The following is a 15,265-nucleotide window of genomic DNA, read 5'->3' as shown; positions in this document are numbered from 1 at the left end:
AAATACGCGAAATATTCAAAACAAAAGTAAGTAGGAATTTGACAATATGAGTGCGGAAAATATGGGCGGTCGCGACAACAATTTCAATCAAAACAATCCTCAAAATCGAGGGCTGCTTGGCTCAGGCTGGCGACCTCTCTACCGTCAATTTGATTGGGAACACCTGCTGCACTTAGCGTCTAGCGACCCCGTAGAACTTGCTCAAAAAAGTTTAGATGCAGCTAGCGATATTGCCGATGCAATGGGACGACATCAATATACCTGGTGGGCGAATATCTTAAATGTATTCTCGGAAAATACTCGCTACGAAATCGACGAATTTTGGGATTACATTACTCCGCAGCCAGTTTACCCGGATTACCGCTACAAAGATGTTTTAGTTACCGAAACGCCTGTTGTTCAATTGGTGAGTCGCGCTAGTATTCCCATCGACTACGTTCTGAATAAACTCCAAGAGATTACTGTTTTTAAAGTTCTAGATTTGCTGGGGAAACCGGATGCGATTACTCAGTCTTTTATGGAACGACATTTTTCTTATCCGCCGGAACGATTTGTTAGCTGGGAACGCTTGGAAGTTTTGGGTACTGTTTATGCTTATTGGACTCAATGTGGCTGTTGGCTGCAAATTGACAGTTACGACAGGGGGCGGCGCTGCTACACTCTGATTTGCAAAGATATTGCGCCGCTGGTTAGCAAGGCTACTTACAATTTAGCGGTGATTCTCAGCGGGTACAAAAGCCGCGTTGGACAGGTTCACAGTCAGTTCCCTATTCGGACTTTTTCTGCGGAAGTTCAAAGTTTTACGGATACTGTTCAGCAGGCAATTCTCGACCAAAATCAGTTGGCTGTTTTGGTTAGTGGTGAACCGGGGACTGGCAAAACTGCTTGGACTCAAGCGGTAGCAAAGGAGATTTTAGTACCGCTGGGTTATGTGATTTTTATCTTGGATCATGATGCTGTGGAAAATTTTGTGCCGCCGAGTTATTTGGAGCGGATTTGCATTATTATAAATGAGGCTGATAATTTGGCTCAAGATCGATCGACCGCAGTGGCCCAACGCACTAACAAAACTGAACATATTTTGAGTTTGCTGGATGGAACTCTGTATCAAAGCGTCATGGACGAACACGGGATTCAATTTCAGCAAAAACTCGTAGTTTTGTTAACTTGCAACACGATTGAAAGATTAGATCCTGCAATGTTACGGAAGGGGAGAGTGGATTTTACCAGTGAATTTACGCACAAATTTGTTTGAGTGAGATCTTAGAGTCTCAAGCAATCTAGGCTATCGCACGGACTGCACCACCTCAAATATTGAATAATTATTAGGAAGTTTCCTGAATATCAAACTTTCGGGAACAATTTATTTAGCTAAACAGGTGGGAATCCCCACACTATACCGATCAAAGGTTAGTGTGGGATGAAAAACGCGGTGAGATGAGGATTCCACCCGAAGAGCAATCTCACACGGTGTAAGCGTTGAGCAGTGAGCGGGTGGATGACGAGACGAGCGAACTCTTTATTCTGTGGGTCGATCTTGCTCATTGATGTATTTTTTCAATTGTTCAACAGTCACGCCACCACAAGAAGCGATGAAATAACCATTTGTCCAAAATACTTCTTTCCAATATACTTGGTTAATTTCAGCGGCAAACTCTTTTCTCAAGTACCGACTAGAAACAGTTTTTAAGTTGTTGATCAATTTACTTGGTTCTGTCTGCGGGTTGTACTGCAACAGCAAATGAACGTGGTCGCTCTCTCCGTTAAATTCTATCAACTTTCCTTCCCATTTTTCCATTAAATCCCTAAATATCGACTCAAGCCTTGTCAGCATTAAGTCTGTCAGGACTTTCCTTCGATACTTTGTAGTTAACACCAAATGGCATTTGAGTGCTGAGACTCCCCTTGCCTTGCGGATAAAATCTTTGTTCACGACATTGACACTGAATAGGCATTGATGATATGCTAACACCAAGTTAGGCTAATATCCCAAAACGATAGTGCAAACGACGTACCAGTACAAAATGTATCCCGACACTAAGCAGAGGCTCTCGTTAAATGAGTGGCTAAGGATTTGCCGTTATTGGTATAATCGCCAGTTGGGAGACAGATTTGACTGGTGGTCGATGAACAGAGCAAGCATAAATGCTTGTCCGCTAGTTAGTAGCATTGCTCCTGTCCGAGAAAAGCCCAACTATTATACCCAAAAGAAACAACTACCAATTATTAAAAAAGACTTGGTAAAAGTATTCCACAGTGGTGAATTGTTGGACTTTTTAGGGGTGGACTCGACAATTCTACAAGACGTATCAAAGCGTGTTGACAAGGCATTTGAGTGCTTTGTTATGGGCGACAGCAATGGTTGTAAGTCGGGTAGACCACGATTTAAGTCTGAAGCTAGCTTCAGAACTATGACTTTTGCTACTGCCAATAATAGCTGGATTAAACTAACTCGCAAGAACTGGCTATATTTGCGACTTCCAAAATTGGGAGTTGTTAAGGTCAGAATGCACCGTCCTATCCCAGACGGATTTATTGTCAAACAAGTCTGTGTCACCAAAAAGGCTGATGGTTGGTTCATTCAATTTGTCCTAGAAGACGTGAATGTACCAATCCAATGTCAGGATATAATTGTTCCAACTTGGGACAATTCGTTGGGATTAGATGCTGTTTTACATAAAGATGTTTATCTCGCAACATCAGATGGCGAGAAACTGTCATCCTTCAAGCCGCTTCGTAAGAATCAAGCCTCTCTAGACCGGATTTCAACTAAGCGGAATAAACGGAAAAGTGGCTCTAAGTCTCGTCGCAAACTAGCAAAACGTGAAGCTAGGCAACATCAACGCATTGCTAGGTCAAGAAAAGATTTTCACTACAAAACCGCTCATAAGCTAGTGAGAACTGGAAAAAAAGTCTTCTTTCATGAGGACTTGAACCTGAAAGGCTTGAAGGCGCGAAACAAGCCTCAACATTCTGATGATGGGACTTTTCTTCCGAACGGTCAATCGGCAAAATCCGGATTAAATAAGTCTTGGTCTGACGCTGCATTTGGCAACTTTTTTACGACACTGAACTACATAGCCTTAAAAGCTGGGGCAGTTGTTATTTCTAAAAATCCTGCTTATACTTCAATGGTTCTGTGTTATCGAGATGAAATAATTTTCACCGATTGTAGTATCAGAGACTATTGGGATGAACAGGAATCTTTGATGGTTGACCGTGATCTTAATGCCGCGATTAACCTAAAAAGACTGGGATTGGACATTTTTCCCAGTATAAAACGCCGTAGTGGGAAAATTTCTGTAGTAGGAACTATGGATGAAAGTACCACGAAGGAAATTTTGCATACCCTTCATCGGGCTGCAAAGAAGCCTACATTATAACCGTACTCGGTTTAATGTAGGAGTATGTCACTACCTATGGACACATCCCGTGAAAAATGATATTACTGATGGGTGAGACCCTCTAAGGGTGTAACCCTAAACAGCGAATCAGGGGAAGAGCATTTTTGGTGTGAAACAAATTTTTTCAAACTTGACAGCTATGGAGGAAATCCCAAACCGTGCAAACTAAGCCAGTTAAACAAGAAATTCGACTGGGGAGGTACGCCGACGGGACAATCCCGATCGCCCACCAACACCCCCCAGAGGCAGCCGTGTCCGAGAGTAAAGACCGATTGCGGCGATTGGTGGAGCGCTCCGCCGACGCCGTGGCAATGGTAGATTGTGAAATGCGCTATCTGTCGGTTTCCCATCGCTGGGAAATCGATTGCGGACTCGGTGGTGGCCAGGCAAGAGGCGGGTATCATGGGGAACTGTTCCCGAATCTCCCGGAATATTGGCAGGAAAATGCTCGCGCCATTTTGGCGGGAGTTTTGGAATACAGCGAGTTTGTGGTGGTAGGGCGATCGCCCGTATGTGAAGCAGAACAAATCGAAGCCTGTGGCAGCGGGCGGGTAAAATGGGTATTTTTGCCGTGGAAAAATAGTGAAGGTGCGATCGGCGGTTTGATCCTGTTTACCGAAAAGATAGCTGAGGAACTCGCCCAAACAAATTGCTACAATAAATTTATCTCAAATCTCAAAAGCCCGCAGTTAGAAATCAAACGGCAACTAACTCCAATTGCCCTCGACAATGCTGCGGATACAGTTTTTTTTACCAGTGCCGACGGTAAAATTTGCTATGCAAATAAAGCTGCTTGTAATGTGTTTGGTTACTCAGAATCGGAACTGCTCAACCTGACAGTTAGCGACATCGATTCGCAGTTGTCAGTATCGAATTGGCAGGAACGCTGGGAGAAACTAAAACAGCAAAGCAACTTCACTTTTAAAACAACTTACAAAACCCGAAACGGTGCCTGTTTTCCCGTCGAAGTTAAAGTCAATTATTTAGAATACGGCGGCTGTGAATACTGCTGCGCGATCGCCCGAGACATTTCCGCTCGTGTCGCTGCCGAATCAGCACTTTTAGAAGCAAAAGAGCAACTTCAAGCCGTCTTGGATGCCGTACCCGGATTAGTTTCTTGGGTAAGTTCCGATTTGCGCTACTTGGGAGTAAACCGACATTTAGCTAATGCTTACCAAATGCCGGCCGAAATATTTTCTGGTCAGAAAGTTGGTTTTTTAGATACAAGCCCTAAATTTAACGATTTAGTCTACGATTTTTTTGCCAGCGCTCAAAAGAAGACATCTCAAGAAGTAACAGCGAGCATCAGAGGAGAAAATAAAACTTATTTAATTGTAGCTCAAAAATATCAAAAAAGCACGGCGGCAGTCTTTGTGGGATTGGACATTACAGAAAGCAAACAGTCTCTTTTGGCTTTGCAAGAATCGGAAGAACGCCTGCGGCAGCAAGCGGCAAAATTAGAGCAAACTTTGTTAGTTTTGCAGCGAACTCAAACTCAACTTATCCAAACTGAAAAAATGTCTAGTTTGGGGCAGTTGGTAGCAGGAATAGCGCACGAAATTAACAATCCAGTTAGTTTTATTTCCGGGAATGTCAGCCACGCCACGGGCTACATTCAAGAACTTTTGAAGTCAATCGAGCTTTACCAAAAGCATTATCCCGATCCGGTGGCAGAAATTCAAGATTGGATGGAAGACTTAGACTTAGATTTCATCAAAAAAGACTTGCCAAAACTGCTAAATTCAATGAAAGTAGGTTCCCAAAGGATTCGGGATGTTGTGCGATCGCTCCGCTTGTTCTCGCGTACCGACGCAGCCCAAATGAAGCCTGCGGATATCCACGAAGGTTTGGACAGCACTGTGCTGATCTTGCAAAATCGCCTGCAAGCTAAAGGGGGACGCCCAGGGATTTCTCTAGTTAAGGAATACGGGGATTTGCCGCGAGTCCGCTGCTATCCGGGACAGTTAAATCAAGTGTTCATGCACTTGTTGACAAATGCGATCGACGCTTTGGAGGAAGGAGGGAGAAATCCCCAAAGGTGTGGTAAAATCCAAAGTCAGTCTTTGTTGTCTGAGGGCGGCTCGGAAACTGAAATATTCAATCCCGAAATTCGGATTAGGACGTTTTTGGTAAGTTCAAGCGAAGTTGCGATCGCCATTAGCGACAACGGCCCGGGGATGACGGAAGAAGTTCTCGGCTGCATCTTTGACCCTTTATTTACCACTAAATGTCCGGAGACGAGCACAGGTTTGGGATTGGCAATCTCCCAGCATTTGGTAGTAGAAAAGCACGGCGGTGAGTTGCACTGTGTTTCTCGTCCGGGACAGGGAACTGAGTTGATAGTTAAAATTGCGATCGGTAATGATTAATTGATCTCAGCCAAAACTGTTCGCAGTAGGGTGCGTCAGGACTGAATGTGACGATCACAGACTAATGATTTTCACCTGACGCACTGTACAATATCTAAAATGTCAAATCAATTGAGTTATAACAGAAAAAACTAAGATGGTAATTGAGTGGCTGAGATTTAAAGTACCTCCCGAAAAATGGGAACAGTTTATTCTGCGAGATGAAGAAGTTTGGACTACTGGATTAAGAAGTTTCCCCGGTTTTTTGGGTAAAAAAGTTTGGGTGGATTCAGTGGAAAATGAGGTGGTGATGTTTATTCGTTGGGAAACTAGGGAGTTGTGGAAGTCTGTCCCTCAAAATATTATAGATGAGTTGGATGCCAAAATGGGTGATTTGCAAATGCCGATCACCGAAAGTCGCGAATATCAAGTCCGCAAGTTTTTGCATTAGTTATTTTTGAAGGAAGAAGGAAGAGGGAAGAGGGAAGAGGGAAGTTCGGCAACAAGCAATGTACGGGATGAACTAATGACCAATGACTAATGACTAATTTAGTTATTTTAAGCAAATTTTGCATAGAGAGCATAAATAAAATTCACGCTTAAAAAGCCTACTGCTAGGGCGAGAATGATAAAGATTGTGATACTGAAAATAGACTTTAGCCGATCGGCATTTTCGGGTTTTTCTGACTTCATTGGTTGAACAATTTTTGTAATAAACTTGAGAAGACGTAGATTATAGCAGTGCGCGAACAAAAATGCAACTCCCCTAAGCTCCAAACCGCAGTATCCGTCAGGAAGTCGCATTTTTAAATCTAAAATATAAAAGATAAAATCGGATGAGAGATGGTTCGCCGTCGTAGCTACTGTCGATCGCCCGAAGTCGATCGCGCCCGCGTGATGTAAAATAGAGGGCGGCTTGGGGTTCAGCTTTTAACAGCGGGAATTGTGGGCGACAGCAAGACAGCTCCCAAATACATAATAATGTGTCAGTCATCCTTAACTTACTTAGCAATCAGGTAAAAATAGAAGAGTGCGCGGAAATAATTTAAAACATATAACTGAAACCAGGATATAAATCGATGCTCCACCCTGTCTCGCAACCTTATCAACGAGAAAATACTATGACCCAAAGAGTCGTGCGGAAGCCAAACCCCTCTGTTAGAAACCACTTGAGGCAAAGTTTTCCTCAAAGACACTGGCTGGAGGTGGCAGAGTACGCCTCTCTGGCGGCCTCTGGTTTAGGTTCCCTGGCGGTAGCAGTGTCTGGTCAAGCTTTTTACGGGGTGGCTCCCCTCACCTTGGCTTTGTCGCTGAATGTGGCTAATCGGTATCGGTTCGAGCAACAAGTACGAGTTCATCAAACTTCGGAAATTGCCCAAGTCCAAAAGTCTGTAAATAAGGTCGAAAAAACGGCGGTGACGGTAATTGTTAAATTGCGAAAGCAGTTGTCTGGAGATATTGCAGCGCTGCGCCAGCAAATGGCTGCACTTCCCAGGAATGAAGGTTTTGAGGAGTCTATCGACATCGAGCGGCAGTTGCTGAGTTTGGGAGAGTCGGTAGCTTCTTTGCAAGAAATCGTGGCATCTGCTGTCCTCGATGTCCGCCAGCAAGTGAGCGAACAACTGCAAGATTTATCGGTGGGCAAACCAACAAATCTCGAAGCTGTGGAACAGGCGATAGAACAACTGCAAAGCGCGACACAATGCTTGACAGAAACTGCACTCACCAGAGACGACTGGGAATTAGTAAATACTCGATTTTTGGAAATCCAGAAAGTCATGGCTAATCTGCAAAGTCAAGTGCAAGCTCCGGCGCACCAATCGACTCCAGATTTGTCTGTAGTTCAAGCTCAAATTCATCGTTTGGAACACGAGCAGCAAGAAGTTGTTAAACCTCATCTCAAGCGCTTAATCTCGGTTGTCAAGGAGTTGCAGCACACACAAGATAGTTGACAGTTGGCAGTTGGCAGTTGATAGTTGATAGTTGGCAGTTGTCATTAGTCATTGGTCATTGGTCATTGGTCATTAGTCATTGGTCATTAGTCATTAGTCATTAGTCATCAATCAGAAGGAATATTTTCTCCTTCTCCCCCTCTCCCCTTCTCCCCCTCTCCCCTTCTCCCCTTCTCCCCCTCTCCCCTTCTCCCCTTCTCCCCCTCTCCCGGCTGGAGTCCAATTTCTTGGACAACTGTGTTACAAATTGAAAAGGTAATCTGTCTAGTTCACCTGTTTTCAACCTGTTACAAGAAAATTAAATGACCGCAACCGTAACTGTTACTGATAACCCATTACTAATTGGCAAAGGATTGCCACCGTTTGACGCGATCGCATCCTCACACGTAGTCCCCGCCGTTACCCAACTGCTGACCGAACTAGAAGCCTCGCTAGCTAGCTTAGAAGCGTCTGTTGAGCCGACTTGGAGCGGCTTAGTAGAACCGCTGCAACTGCTCGGAGAGCGCTTAAATTGGACTTGGAGCATTGTCGGACATTTGATGGGTGTGAAAAATAGCCCGGAATTGCGATCGGCACACGAAACAGTGCAGCCGGAAGTAGTAAAATTTTGGAGCAAGCTCAGTCAAAGCAAACCGCTTTATGAAGCTTTTAAAGCGCTACGGGCTAACAAAAACTGGGACAGCTTAGAGTCAGCTCAACAGCGAATTGTCGAAGCTGCCCTTCGAGATGCTGAACTTTCCGGCGTTGGTTTAGAAGGCGAGCAAAAAGAGCGTTTCAATGCCATTCAATTAGAAATGGCCGAAATTACTACGCAATTTTCCAATCACGTCCTCGACGCTACCAAAGCTTTCAGCATCACCCTCACCAACAAAGATGAAATTGATGGTTTACCGCCGAGTTTGTTGAGTTTAGCAGCTCAAGCCGCTCGCGCTGCGGGTGCAGAAAATGCGGATGCTGAAAACGGCCCTTGGCGGATTACTTTAGACTTTCCGAGTTACGGCCCTTTCATGCAGCACAGTACCCGTCGGGAGTTGCGCGAAAAGTTGTACAAAGCTTTGATTGGCAGAGCAAGTAGCGGAGAATTGAATAACTGGCCTTTGACCGATCGCATTTTAGCACTGCGCCACGAAAAAGCAGCTTTACTGGGATTTAGCAGTTATGCCGAATTGAGCTTGGCGAGCAAAATGGCTCCCGATGTTGCAGCAGTGGAAGCTTTGTTAGAAGAATTGCGCTTAGCTAGTTACAATGCTGCTGTCAAAGATTTAGAAGAATTGAAAGCTTTTGCTGCCGCCAAAGGCGCTGCGGAAGCTGGGGATTTGAAGCACTGGGATATTGGTTTTTGGTCGGAAAGGCAGCGGGAGGAAAAGTTTGCTTTTAGTGCCGAAGAATTGCGTCCTTATTTTGCTTTGCCGCAGGTATTGGACGGATTATTTGGATTGGTAAAGCGGTTGTTCGGCGTGAGAGTAACGGCGGCGGACGGTCAAGCTCCTGTCTGGCACGAAAGTGTGCGCTATTTCAGAATAGATGATGAAGCCGGAAATGCGATCGCCAATTTTTATTTAGACCCCTACAGCCGCCCGGAAGAAAAGCGCGGCGGTGCTTGGATGAATGAGTGTGTAGTACGCGCTAAATTTGTGGAAGCGGGAAAGACAACAACGCGGTTGCCGGTGGCTTATTTGGTGTGCAACCAAAGTCCTCCGGTTGACGACAAACCGAGTTTAATGACTTTCTTGGAAGTAGAAACTTTATTTCACGAATTCGGTCACGGTTTGCAGCATATGCTGACAACGGTAGACTATCCGGGAGCTTCTGGCATCAATAATGTTGAATGGGATGCAGTGGAATTGCCCAGTCAATTTATGGAGAATTGGTGTTATGACCGCGCGACTTTGTTCGGGATGGCAAAGCATTACCAAACTGGGGAAACTTTGCCGGAACACTATTACCAAAAACTGCTAGCAGCGCGCCACTACATGAGCGGTAGCGCCATGCTCAGGCAAGTACATCTTAGCAGTGTTGACATCGAATTGCACCACCGCTATCGATCGGGCGGCAGCGAAACTGTGGCGGATGTTCGCAAGCGCATCGCTAAAACTACGACTGTTTTGCCTCCTCTGGAAGGAGACGCATTTTTGTGCGCTTTTGGACACATTTTTGCGGGCGGTTATGCGGCGGGCTATTACAGTTATAAATGGGCGGAAGTCCTTAGTGCTGATGCTTTTGGGGCGTTTGAGGAGGCGGGTTTGGAAGATGAAAGTGCGATCGCCTCTACAGGTAAACGCTTCCGAGATACAGTGTTAGGATTGGGCGGCAGTTTGCACCCGATGGAAGTGTTTAAAACTTTCCGGGGACGCGAACCGAGCACTAAAGCTTTGTTGAGACACAGCGGTTTAGTTGCGGCTTAATTAATTGTGTAAAAATCGGGATTAATGCGGGTTAATTTATCTGCATTAATCCCTGTTTTTAGCTGAATTTACTTCGCCTCGCTGCACAAAACGGCTGATTCAGGTTAAGATAAGGGACAGGAGGTTGTACTATGCCAACGACTGCTCAAGAAATTTATACTGAAGTTGTCCGCAATCTGTCGCTGACGGAACGTTTGCGCTTAGCGAATCTTATACTCAACGATTTAGTTGAGAAAAATGTGTCGGTTATCGATCGAAGCGATACTTGGACTGAGGACGATCGAACCGATATAACAAGCTTCTCTTTACAGTACGCAGCTATGCTTTTCCCTGAAAGCCAGGATTAACAAGCGTGACATTCAATCCCGGTGAAGTAGTCACAGTAGATTTTCCCGGTGTGACGGGTATTAAACGCCGTCCTGCTGTGGTTCTCTCGTCAGCAACTTATCAAGCAACTCGTCCCGATGTCATAGTCGGACTTATAACCACTCAAACGATGGATCTAGGGGCTACAGACTGTACTATTCAGGATTGGGCCGCAGCAGGTTTACGGGTTGCATCCGTTTTCCGCAGCTTCATCGTCACTCTACCGCCGTCTGCTAACTTGGTTCGGATTGGGCATCTATCAGATCGTGATTGGAAAGATATTTGTGCGTGCGTAAAACTAGCTTTTGCAGAGTTGAATTAGCCTGATTCACCGTTTTTTCGGTAGCGTGAATTGCCTCAAGGATTCCGCCATCAAGTAACAGGATGGACTAATTGTAGAACATCATGCAAGAAACATCTGTAGTTTTACACATAATCCCCAATCTTTTTGTGCAAAATTGGGGATGATGTACGCGCGGCGTAGCTATCCCGTAGGCGATCGCCCGCCGGTTGTAGCTTAGGTTGAAGGCTCATCAAAGCAGCATCAGTGTTAATACTGTCAGTATAAACTGCCCTTTGCAAATATTTATGTAATTTATCAGTGATTATACTTAACTTTCACTCAACCAGGAATTAACTTTATATTTTGCAACATTTATGGGCTGTTTTTTCGATACAGTTAAGGCTTTTATTGGCAACTAAAAATCCCGGACTTTACCGAATCTTTAATATCAGCGGTCAACAGCGCTACTTTTTTAAAGTTTTGATAAAGACTGGCGGAATAGAACTCAAAAAATAGAAAAAAAGATAGTAAAAACCAAAAAATTGAGTTATGAATAATTTTCAATTTGTCAAAAAACCTTGATATATATGATAATAAGTAAGGATTGATAGTTACTCGTTCACCCAAAATTTAAAATTTTCATGGATATTCAATTAATTAATATCGGTTTTGGTAATATTGTGTCGGCTAACCGAGTGATTGCCATTGTCAGTCCTGAGTCAGCGCCAATTAAGCGTATAATTACTGATGCGCGGGAGCGGGGACAACTGGTTGATGCTACCTACGGCCGCCGCACGAGAGCGGTAATTATTACAGATTCGAGTCATGTCATCCTCTCGGCGATTCAGCCGGAAACGGTGGCTAATCGTTTTGTCATCAACAAAGACGGTCAAAGTCGGGATGATTGAGGTTTGTCAGTTGCAATTTGAGCACTTACAGTCTAGAGTAAGCGAAAACTTAAATTCTGACACGTTTCTCTTCTAAAAATGAAATCCGGTAAATTAATTGTTCTGACTGGGCCTAGCGGTGTGGGGAAAGGCACCCTAGTGCGATCGCTCCTCAACCGCCATCCCGAATTGGATATTTCGGTATCGGTGACAACTCGTGAACCCCGCGAGGGAGAAATTGAGGGACAACACTACTATTTTGTCAGCCGCAGCCGTTTTGAACAAATGGTTGAGGCTGACGAGTTAGCAGAATGGGCCGAGTTTGCCGGCAATCTTTACGGTACTCCATATTTTGCTCTCAAACAGGGCATCGGTGAGGGAAAATGGGTAATCCTAGAAATTGAACTCGAAGGAGCAAGGCAAATTAGAAATAAGTTTCCAGAGGCTTTGCGACTGTTTATTTTACCTCCATCTTGGGAAGAATTGGAGCGCAGGCTGCGGAGTAGGGGTCAAGATTCCGAAAGTGCGATCGCCCGTCGGTTACTGCGGGCTAAACAGGAAATTGAAGCTGCGGGCGAATTTGATTTCCAAGTTGTTAATGATGATTTGGAAGTTGCTTTGAAAGGACTAGAATCGGTATTGTTTGTTAGTTGTGGAAAATGAGGTGCTGACAATTTGACATTACCAACTACTAATTACCAGAAAGAATTGGTTGAAAGCCGGAACCATTTTAGGGAGAAATTAAAAAAACACTATTCATTAATCCAATCCTCTTAATTCCAAGTCAAGTGCTGTCAACTGTCAACTGTCAACTGAATCAACCATTTCTCGGTTCTGGCTAAAACCTCGGTACTTTTTTTAATAGCAACACAAGCTTTTAAATTCAATTCCAGAGTCTCCGACGCGGGGAAAGTTTTCCTCAACGGTTCGATTTCGCGAGCAGGACAGCCCAACATTTCCATATAAGCTAGCGTCCATCCAATAGCTGCAATGTCTCCTACATAGCCTGATCCGGCGCAAAGGTGACAACCCAATTCGCCATCTGATCCGCACTCAGGACAAACCCAATTGCTGAGTTGTAAATTGAGTTGATTTGTGCGGGATGCTGATGCAATTGTTAAGGCTTTAATATGGTTTTGAACTACTTGTTTAAAACTTTGGTTGTGGTTGCTGCGGTGGTAGGAATTGTTGGGCTGCCCGATCGCACTTCCTGGCGGTTGGGGCGAAGCATGAGATGCTGTTTTGTTCTCAATTTTGACTCCAGATTCGCCCAGATTCGCCGTTAGCTGAATACCATAGTCTTTGGGTTCCGTAGTCTGAGAGTGGTTGAGTGCGCTGTTAGAATCGGGATCTGAAGTTGTAAAGGATGATTCTATGTTATCAGCAAAATCTTGCATCGAGAGGTGATGTTCGATCGCCAAAGACCAAGTTCTTTTATGCCGAAGATCGCCATATTTTCTGGCTTCGGCATCAGTAATGCCGATCGCCGCAGCCTCTTGGCGCAGCATATTGATTGAAGTCATTGTATCTGATATCATTAGTTTGTTTGCAGTTAATATACGATCGCTCGATCGACCTACAAATAAATTACCTTAAACATAGTAACCTAGGTTTCTGGAATTAGGACTATCAATGAATGCAATTTTTCCTGAGACAACGTTATCGGTGGGCGGACTAACATCATACCTGCAAGAGTTGCTGGAGGGCGATCGCCAACTGCGATCGGTTTGGCTAATCGGCGAGGTGTCCAACGTTTCCCAACACGCCAGCGGCTGCTTTTTCACTCTCTGCGATCCCGACAAAAGCGCTGCAATTCGCTGCGTGGTGTGGAATTCTCAGCGGCAAAAATTGGTGCAAATGCCCGTAAAAGGTGAGCAATTGCTGGTTTTCGGAAGCATCCGGGTGTACAAAAATCGCGGCGAGTACCAGTTGACAGTTGTGCAATCGCTACCGGCTGGGGAAGGATTGGAGGCTTTGCGGTTACAGCAATTGCGATCGCGCTTGGAAGCCGAGGGTTTCTTCGATCCCGCCAGAAAGCGCCCGATTCCCGCACACCCGCAAATTGTGGCGGTAGTGACATCGGATAGCGCTGCTGCGTGGGGGGACATTCAGCGCACTCTAGCGCAGAGATATCCGGGTTTGCGGGTGTTGCTGTCGCCGACTTTGGTGCAGGGAGATTTGGCTCCGGCTGCGATTGCTAGGGCGATCGCCCTGGTAGAATTGGACGGTAGGGCTGATGTGATAATTTTAGGACGGGGCGGCGGTTCTGCGGAAGATTTGGCTTGTTTTAATGATGAAAGAGTGGTAAGGGCGATCGCCAATTGTGCAATTCCAATTATTACAGGAATCGGACACGAAAGAGACGAATCTCTCGCCGATTTAGTAGCAGATCAACGAGCCCACACTCCGACAGCCGCAGCGGCCCAAGCTGTACCAATTTTAGCAGAGATTTACTCGGAACACCAGCAAAGAATGCTAAATTTAGCAAGTGTTGTAAAAGCCAGATTTCAGACAGAATCAGAGCATTTGCAACTGTTACAAAACCGACTAAAACGGTTGCCTGCGACCTCGCGAACTTTGCGGCAAAGAACTGGTAAACTGGAAATATTGCAAGAAAAGTTAGCAGCCCTAAATCCGGCGGCGGTTTTGGAAAGGGGTTATGCGGCGGTAATGCAAGCTGACGGTAGGATTGTCCGCCAAACTGACGGTTTAGAATTGGGAGAGGAGTTGACTGTGAGGTTGAGTCGGGGTGTGCTCAAGGTTAAGATTGTGGAAGTTTTGGATGCAGAATAAATGCTATGGTTAAGTCGAAGTTGCGCCAGTCTGACTGGAATTATGAGGAAACGGTCGATCGCATAGAAGCGATTATCGATCGGGTGGAATCTGGAGAATTGCCACTAGAGGAGGTTTTTGAGCAGTTTGCGGTGGCTGTCGAGTGTTTGCAGGAGTGCGAAGGTTTTCTGGCGCGGGGGAAGGATCAGATGGATTTGGCGATCGGGCTTTTAGCCCAGACACCCGATTTTTAATCCTTCTAATTTTAATCGCAACCACCCCAGAAACCTGGTTTTTTCCACAACCCTCGCTACAACCCAAAAACCCCGAAAAAACCCGGTTTCTTAGCCCCCACAACCACCCCAGAAACCTGGTTTTTTCCACAATCCTCGCTACAACCCAAAAACTCCGAAAAAACCCGGTTTCTTATCCCCCACAACCAACCCAGAAACCTGGTTTTTTCCACAACCCTCGCAACAACCCAAAAACCCCGAAAAAACCCGGTTTCTTATCCCCCACAACCACCCCAGAAACCTGGTTTTTTCCACAACCCTCGCAACCAACCCAAAAACTCCGAAAAAACCCGGTTTCTTATCCCCACCCACCAACTCAATGCAAACCCTGACAAATGAACCCCGACCAATAAATCAAATCAGCAAAAGTTCAATTGGTGCGGCTTGGATGATTAGCCCCAAGCTGCGCCGCAAAGCTTGGAATGTGGTAATTTGGATTGGCTGCATAGTTTGTGGGCGAGTGTCTGCTGTAGTCATCCCGGACGGTATATTATCACATTAGTGATTAACTGTTTGCCAAGTATTTTAAATGAAAAACCTTAGTTAGTTTACTCT

General features: G+C 45.2%; 17 protein-coding genes. 12 read left to right on the top strand and 5 right to left on the bottom strand.

The genetic code is table 11. The annotated features are described in order from the left end of the window. Positions 1-46 precede the first annotated feature (46 nt). Complete coding sequence (locus tag QUB66_RS09990) at positions 47-1,255, top strand: AAA family ATPase (protein WP_332967475.1); 1,209 nt, start codon at positions 47-49, stop codon at positions 1,253-1,255. Between the two features lie 264 nt (positions 1,256-1,519). On the opposite strand, the gene tnpA is transcribed toward QUB66_RS09990, so the two are convergent. Beyond that, a complete protein-coding gene (tnpA, locus tag QUB66_RS09985; RefSeq protein WP_265238742.1) occupies positions 1,520-1,933 on the bottom strand; it encodes an IS200/IS605 family transposase in 414 nt (137 codons plus the stop codon). A 67-nt stretch (positions 1,934-2,000) separates the two neighbouring features. Here tnpA and QUB66_RS09980 point away from each other — a divergent pair, with 67 nt between their 5' ends. From QUB66_RS09980 to QUB66_RS09970, 3 genes are all read left to right on the top strand, one after another. Beyond that, positions 2,001-3,383 (top strand): RNA-guided endonuclease InsQ/TnpB family protein, encoded by a 1,383-nt coding sequence (locus QUB66_RS09980; RefSeq protein ID WP_332967473.1) that lies wholly within the window; start codon positions 2,001-2,003, stop codon positions 3,381-3,383. A gap of 179 nt (positions 3,384-3,562) precedes the next feature. Beyond that, positions 3,563-5,773, top strand: coding sequence for a PAS domain-containing sensor histidine kinase (locus QUB66_RS09975; protein WP_332967471.1), 2,211 nt, complete (start codon positions 3,563-3,565; stop codon positions 5,771-5,773). Positions 5,774-5,909: 136 nt separating this feature from the next. Beyond that, the gene (locus QUB66_RS09970) at positions 5,910-6,203 is read left to right on the top strand and encodes a TIGR03792 family protein (RefSeq protein ID WP_332967470.1); all 294 of its coding nucleotides are present in this window, start codon (positions 5,910-5,912) and stop codon (positions 6,201-6,203) included. A 107-nt stretch (positions 6,204-6,310) separates the two neighbouring features. Here QUB66_RS09970 and QUB66_RS09965 read toward each other — a convergent pair whose 3' ends face one another. Both QUB66_RS09965 and QUB66_RS09960 read right to left on the bottom strand, forming a co-directional pair. Continuing rightward, positions 6,311-6,445 carry a hypothetical protein gene (locus QUB66_RS09965; RefSeq protein ID WP_332967469.1) on the bottom strand — a complete coding sequence of 45 codons (135 nt, stop codon included), beginning with the start codon at positions 6,443-6,445 and terminating at the stop codon, positions 6,311-6,313. 97 nt (positions 6,446-6,542) lie between these two features. Continuing rightward, a complete protein-coding gene (locus QUB66_RS09960; protein ID WP_332967467.1) occupies positions 6,543-6,746 on the bottom strand; it encodes a hypothetical protein in 204 nt (67 codons plus the stop codon). A 127-nt stretch (positions 6,747-6,873) separates the two neighbouring features. Between QUB66_RS09960 and QUB66_RS09955 the strand changes: the two genes are divergently transcribed. The 6 genes from QUB66_RS09955 to gmk all read left to right on the top strand — a co-directional run bounded on the left by QUB66_RS09955 (position 6,874) and on the right by gmk (position 12,308). Next, the gene (locus QUB66_RS09955; protein ID WP_332967466.1) at positions 6,874-7,704 is read left to right on the top strand and encodes a hypothetical protein; all 831 of its coding nucleotides are present in this window, start codon (positions 6,874-6,876) and stop codon (positions 7,702-7,704) included. Between the two features lie 302 nt (positions 7,705-8,006). Beyond that, positions 8,007-10,109 carry a M3 family metallopeptidase gene (locus QUB66_RS09950; RefSeq protein WP_332967464.1) on the top strand — a complete coding sequence of 701 codons (2,103 nt, stop codon included), beginning with the start codon at positions 8,007-8,009 and terminating at the stop codon, positions 10,107-10,109. Positions 10,110-10,240: 131 nt separating this feature from the next. Continuing rightward, positions 10,241-10,456 (top strand): hypothetical protein, encoded by a 216-nt coding sequence (locus QUB66_RS09945; protein ID WP_265237398.1) that lies wholly within the window; start codon positions 10,241-10,243, stop codon positions 10,454-10,456. 5 nt (positions 10,457-10,461) lie between these two features. Then, positions 10,462-10,797, top strand: a complete 336-nt coding sequence (locus QUB66_RS09940; protein WP_265237400.1) for a type II toxin-antitoxin system PemK/MazF family toxin — start codon at positions 10,462-10,464, stop codon at positions 10,795-10,797. A gap of 602 nt (positions 10,798-11,399) precedes the next feature. Next, positions 11,400-11,666 carry an extracellular matrix/biofilm regulator RemA gene (gene remA / locus QUB66_RS09935; RefSeq protein ID WP_265237402.1) on the top strand — a complete coding sequence of 89 codons (267 nt, stop codon included), beginning with the start codon at positions 11,400-11,402 and terminating at the stop codon, positions 11,664-11,666. Positions 11,667-11,744: 78 nt separating this feature from the next. Beyond that, the gene (gene gmk / locus QUB66_RS09930) at positions 11,745-12,308 is read left to right on the top strand and encodes a guanylate kinase (protein ID WP_265237404.1); all 564 of its coding nucleotides are present in this window, start codon (positions 11,745-11,747) and stop codon (positions 12,306-12,308) included. A gap of 131 nt (positions 12,309-12,439) precedes the next feature. On the opposite strand, the gene QUB66_RS09925 is transcribed toward gmk, so the two are convergent. Next, positions 12,440-13,168, bottom strand: coding sequence for a hypothetical protein (locus tag QUB66_RS09925; protein WP_265237406.1), 729 nt, complete (start codon positions 13,166-13,168; stop codon positions 12,440-12,442). Between the two features lie 109 nt (positions 13,169-13,277). Between QUB66_RS09925 and xseA the strand changes: the two genes are divergently transcribed. Together xseA and xseB are read left to right on the top strand one after the other, a co-directional pair. Beyond that, positions 13,278-14,438, top strand: a complete 1,161-nt coding sequence (gene xseA, locus QUB66_RS09920) for an exodeoxyribonuclease VII large subunit (RefSeq protein ID WP_332967460.1) — start codon at positions 13,278-13,280, stop codon at positions 14,436-14,438. A 5-nt stretch (positions 14,439-14,443) separates the two neighbouring features. After that, on the top strand, positions 14,444-14,671 hold the full coding sequence (gene xseB / locus QUB66_RS09915; RefSeq protein WP_265237410.1) for an exodeoxyribonuclease VII small subunit: 228 nt from the start codon (positions 14,444-14,446) through the stop codon (positions 14,669-14,671). A gap of 393 nt (positions 14,672-15,064) precedes the next feature. Here xseB and QUB66_RS09910 read toward each other — a convergent pair whose 3' ends face one another. After that, entirely contained in the window at positions 15,065-15,187 is a 123-nt protein-coding gene (locus QUB66_RS09910; RefSeq protein ID WP_332967459.1) for a hypothetical protein, read from the bottom strand. Between the last annotated feature and the right edge of the window lie 78 nt (positions 15,188-15,265).

This window comes from Microcoleus sp. A2-C3, from assembly GCF_036706065.1.
GTDB lineage: Bacteria > Cyanobacteriota > Cyanobacteriia > Cyanobacteriales > Microcoleaceae > Microcoleus.
The sequence above is the reverse complement of the archived record's forward strand: the minus strand, read 5'-3'. Positions and strand labels throughout refer to the sequence as shown.

Bases quoted from the DNA above. Each gene is read 5' to 3' on its own strand.
- QUB66_RS09990 (WP_332967475.1), top strand. From the start codon at position 47: ATGAGTGCGGAAAATATGGGCGGTCGCGACAACAATTTCAATCAAAAC.
- QUB66_RS09970 (WP_332967470.1), top strand. From the start codon at position 5,910: ATGGTAATTGAGTGGCTGAGATTTAAAGTACCTCCCGAAAAATGGGAA.
- QUB66_RS09965 (WP_332967469.1), bottom strand. From the start codon at position 6,445: ATGAAGTCAGAAAAACCCGAAAATGCCGATCGGCTAAAGTCTATTTTC.
- QUB66_RS09960 (WP_332967467.1), bottom strand. From the start codon at position 6,746: ATGACTGACACATTATTATGTATTTGGGAGCTGTCTTGCTGTCGCCCA.
- QUB66_RS09955 (WP_332967466.1), top strand. From the start codon at position 6,874: ATGACCCAAAGAGTCGTGCGGAAGCCAAACCCCTCTGTTAGAAACCAC.
- QUB66_RS09950 (WP_332967464.1), top strand. From the start codon at position 8,007: ATGACCGCAACCGTAACTGTTACTGATAACCCATTACTAATTGGCAAA.
- QUB66_RS09945 (WP_265237398.1), top strand. From the start codon at position 10,241: ATGCCAACGACTGCTCAAGAAATTTATACTGAAGTTGTCCGCAATCTG.
- remA (WP_265237402.1), top strand. From the start codon at position 11,400: ATGGATATTCAATTAATTAATATCGGTTTTGGTAATATTGTGTCGGCT.
- gmk (WP_265237404.1), top strand. From the start codon at position 11,745: ATGAAATCCGGTAAATTAATTGTTCTGACTGGGCCTAGCGGTGTGGGG.
- QUB66_RS09925 (WP_265237406.1), bottom strand. From the start codon at position 13,168: ATGACTTCAATCAATATGCTGCGCCAAGAGGCTGCGGCGATCGGCATT.
- xseA (WP_332967460.1), top strand. From the start codon at position 13,278: ATGAATGCAATTTTTCCTGAGACAACGTTATCGGTGGGCGGACTAACA.
- xseB (WP_265237410.1), top strand. From the start codon at position 14,444: ATGGTTAAGTCGAAGTTGCGCCAGTCTGACTGGAATTATGAGGAAACG.
- QUB66_RS09910 (WP_332967459.1), bottom strand. From the start codon at position 15,187: ATGACTACAGCAGACACTCGCCCACAAACTATGCAGCCAATCCAAATT.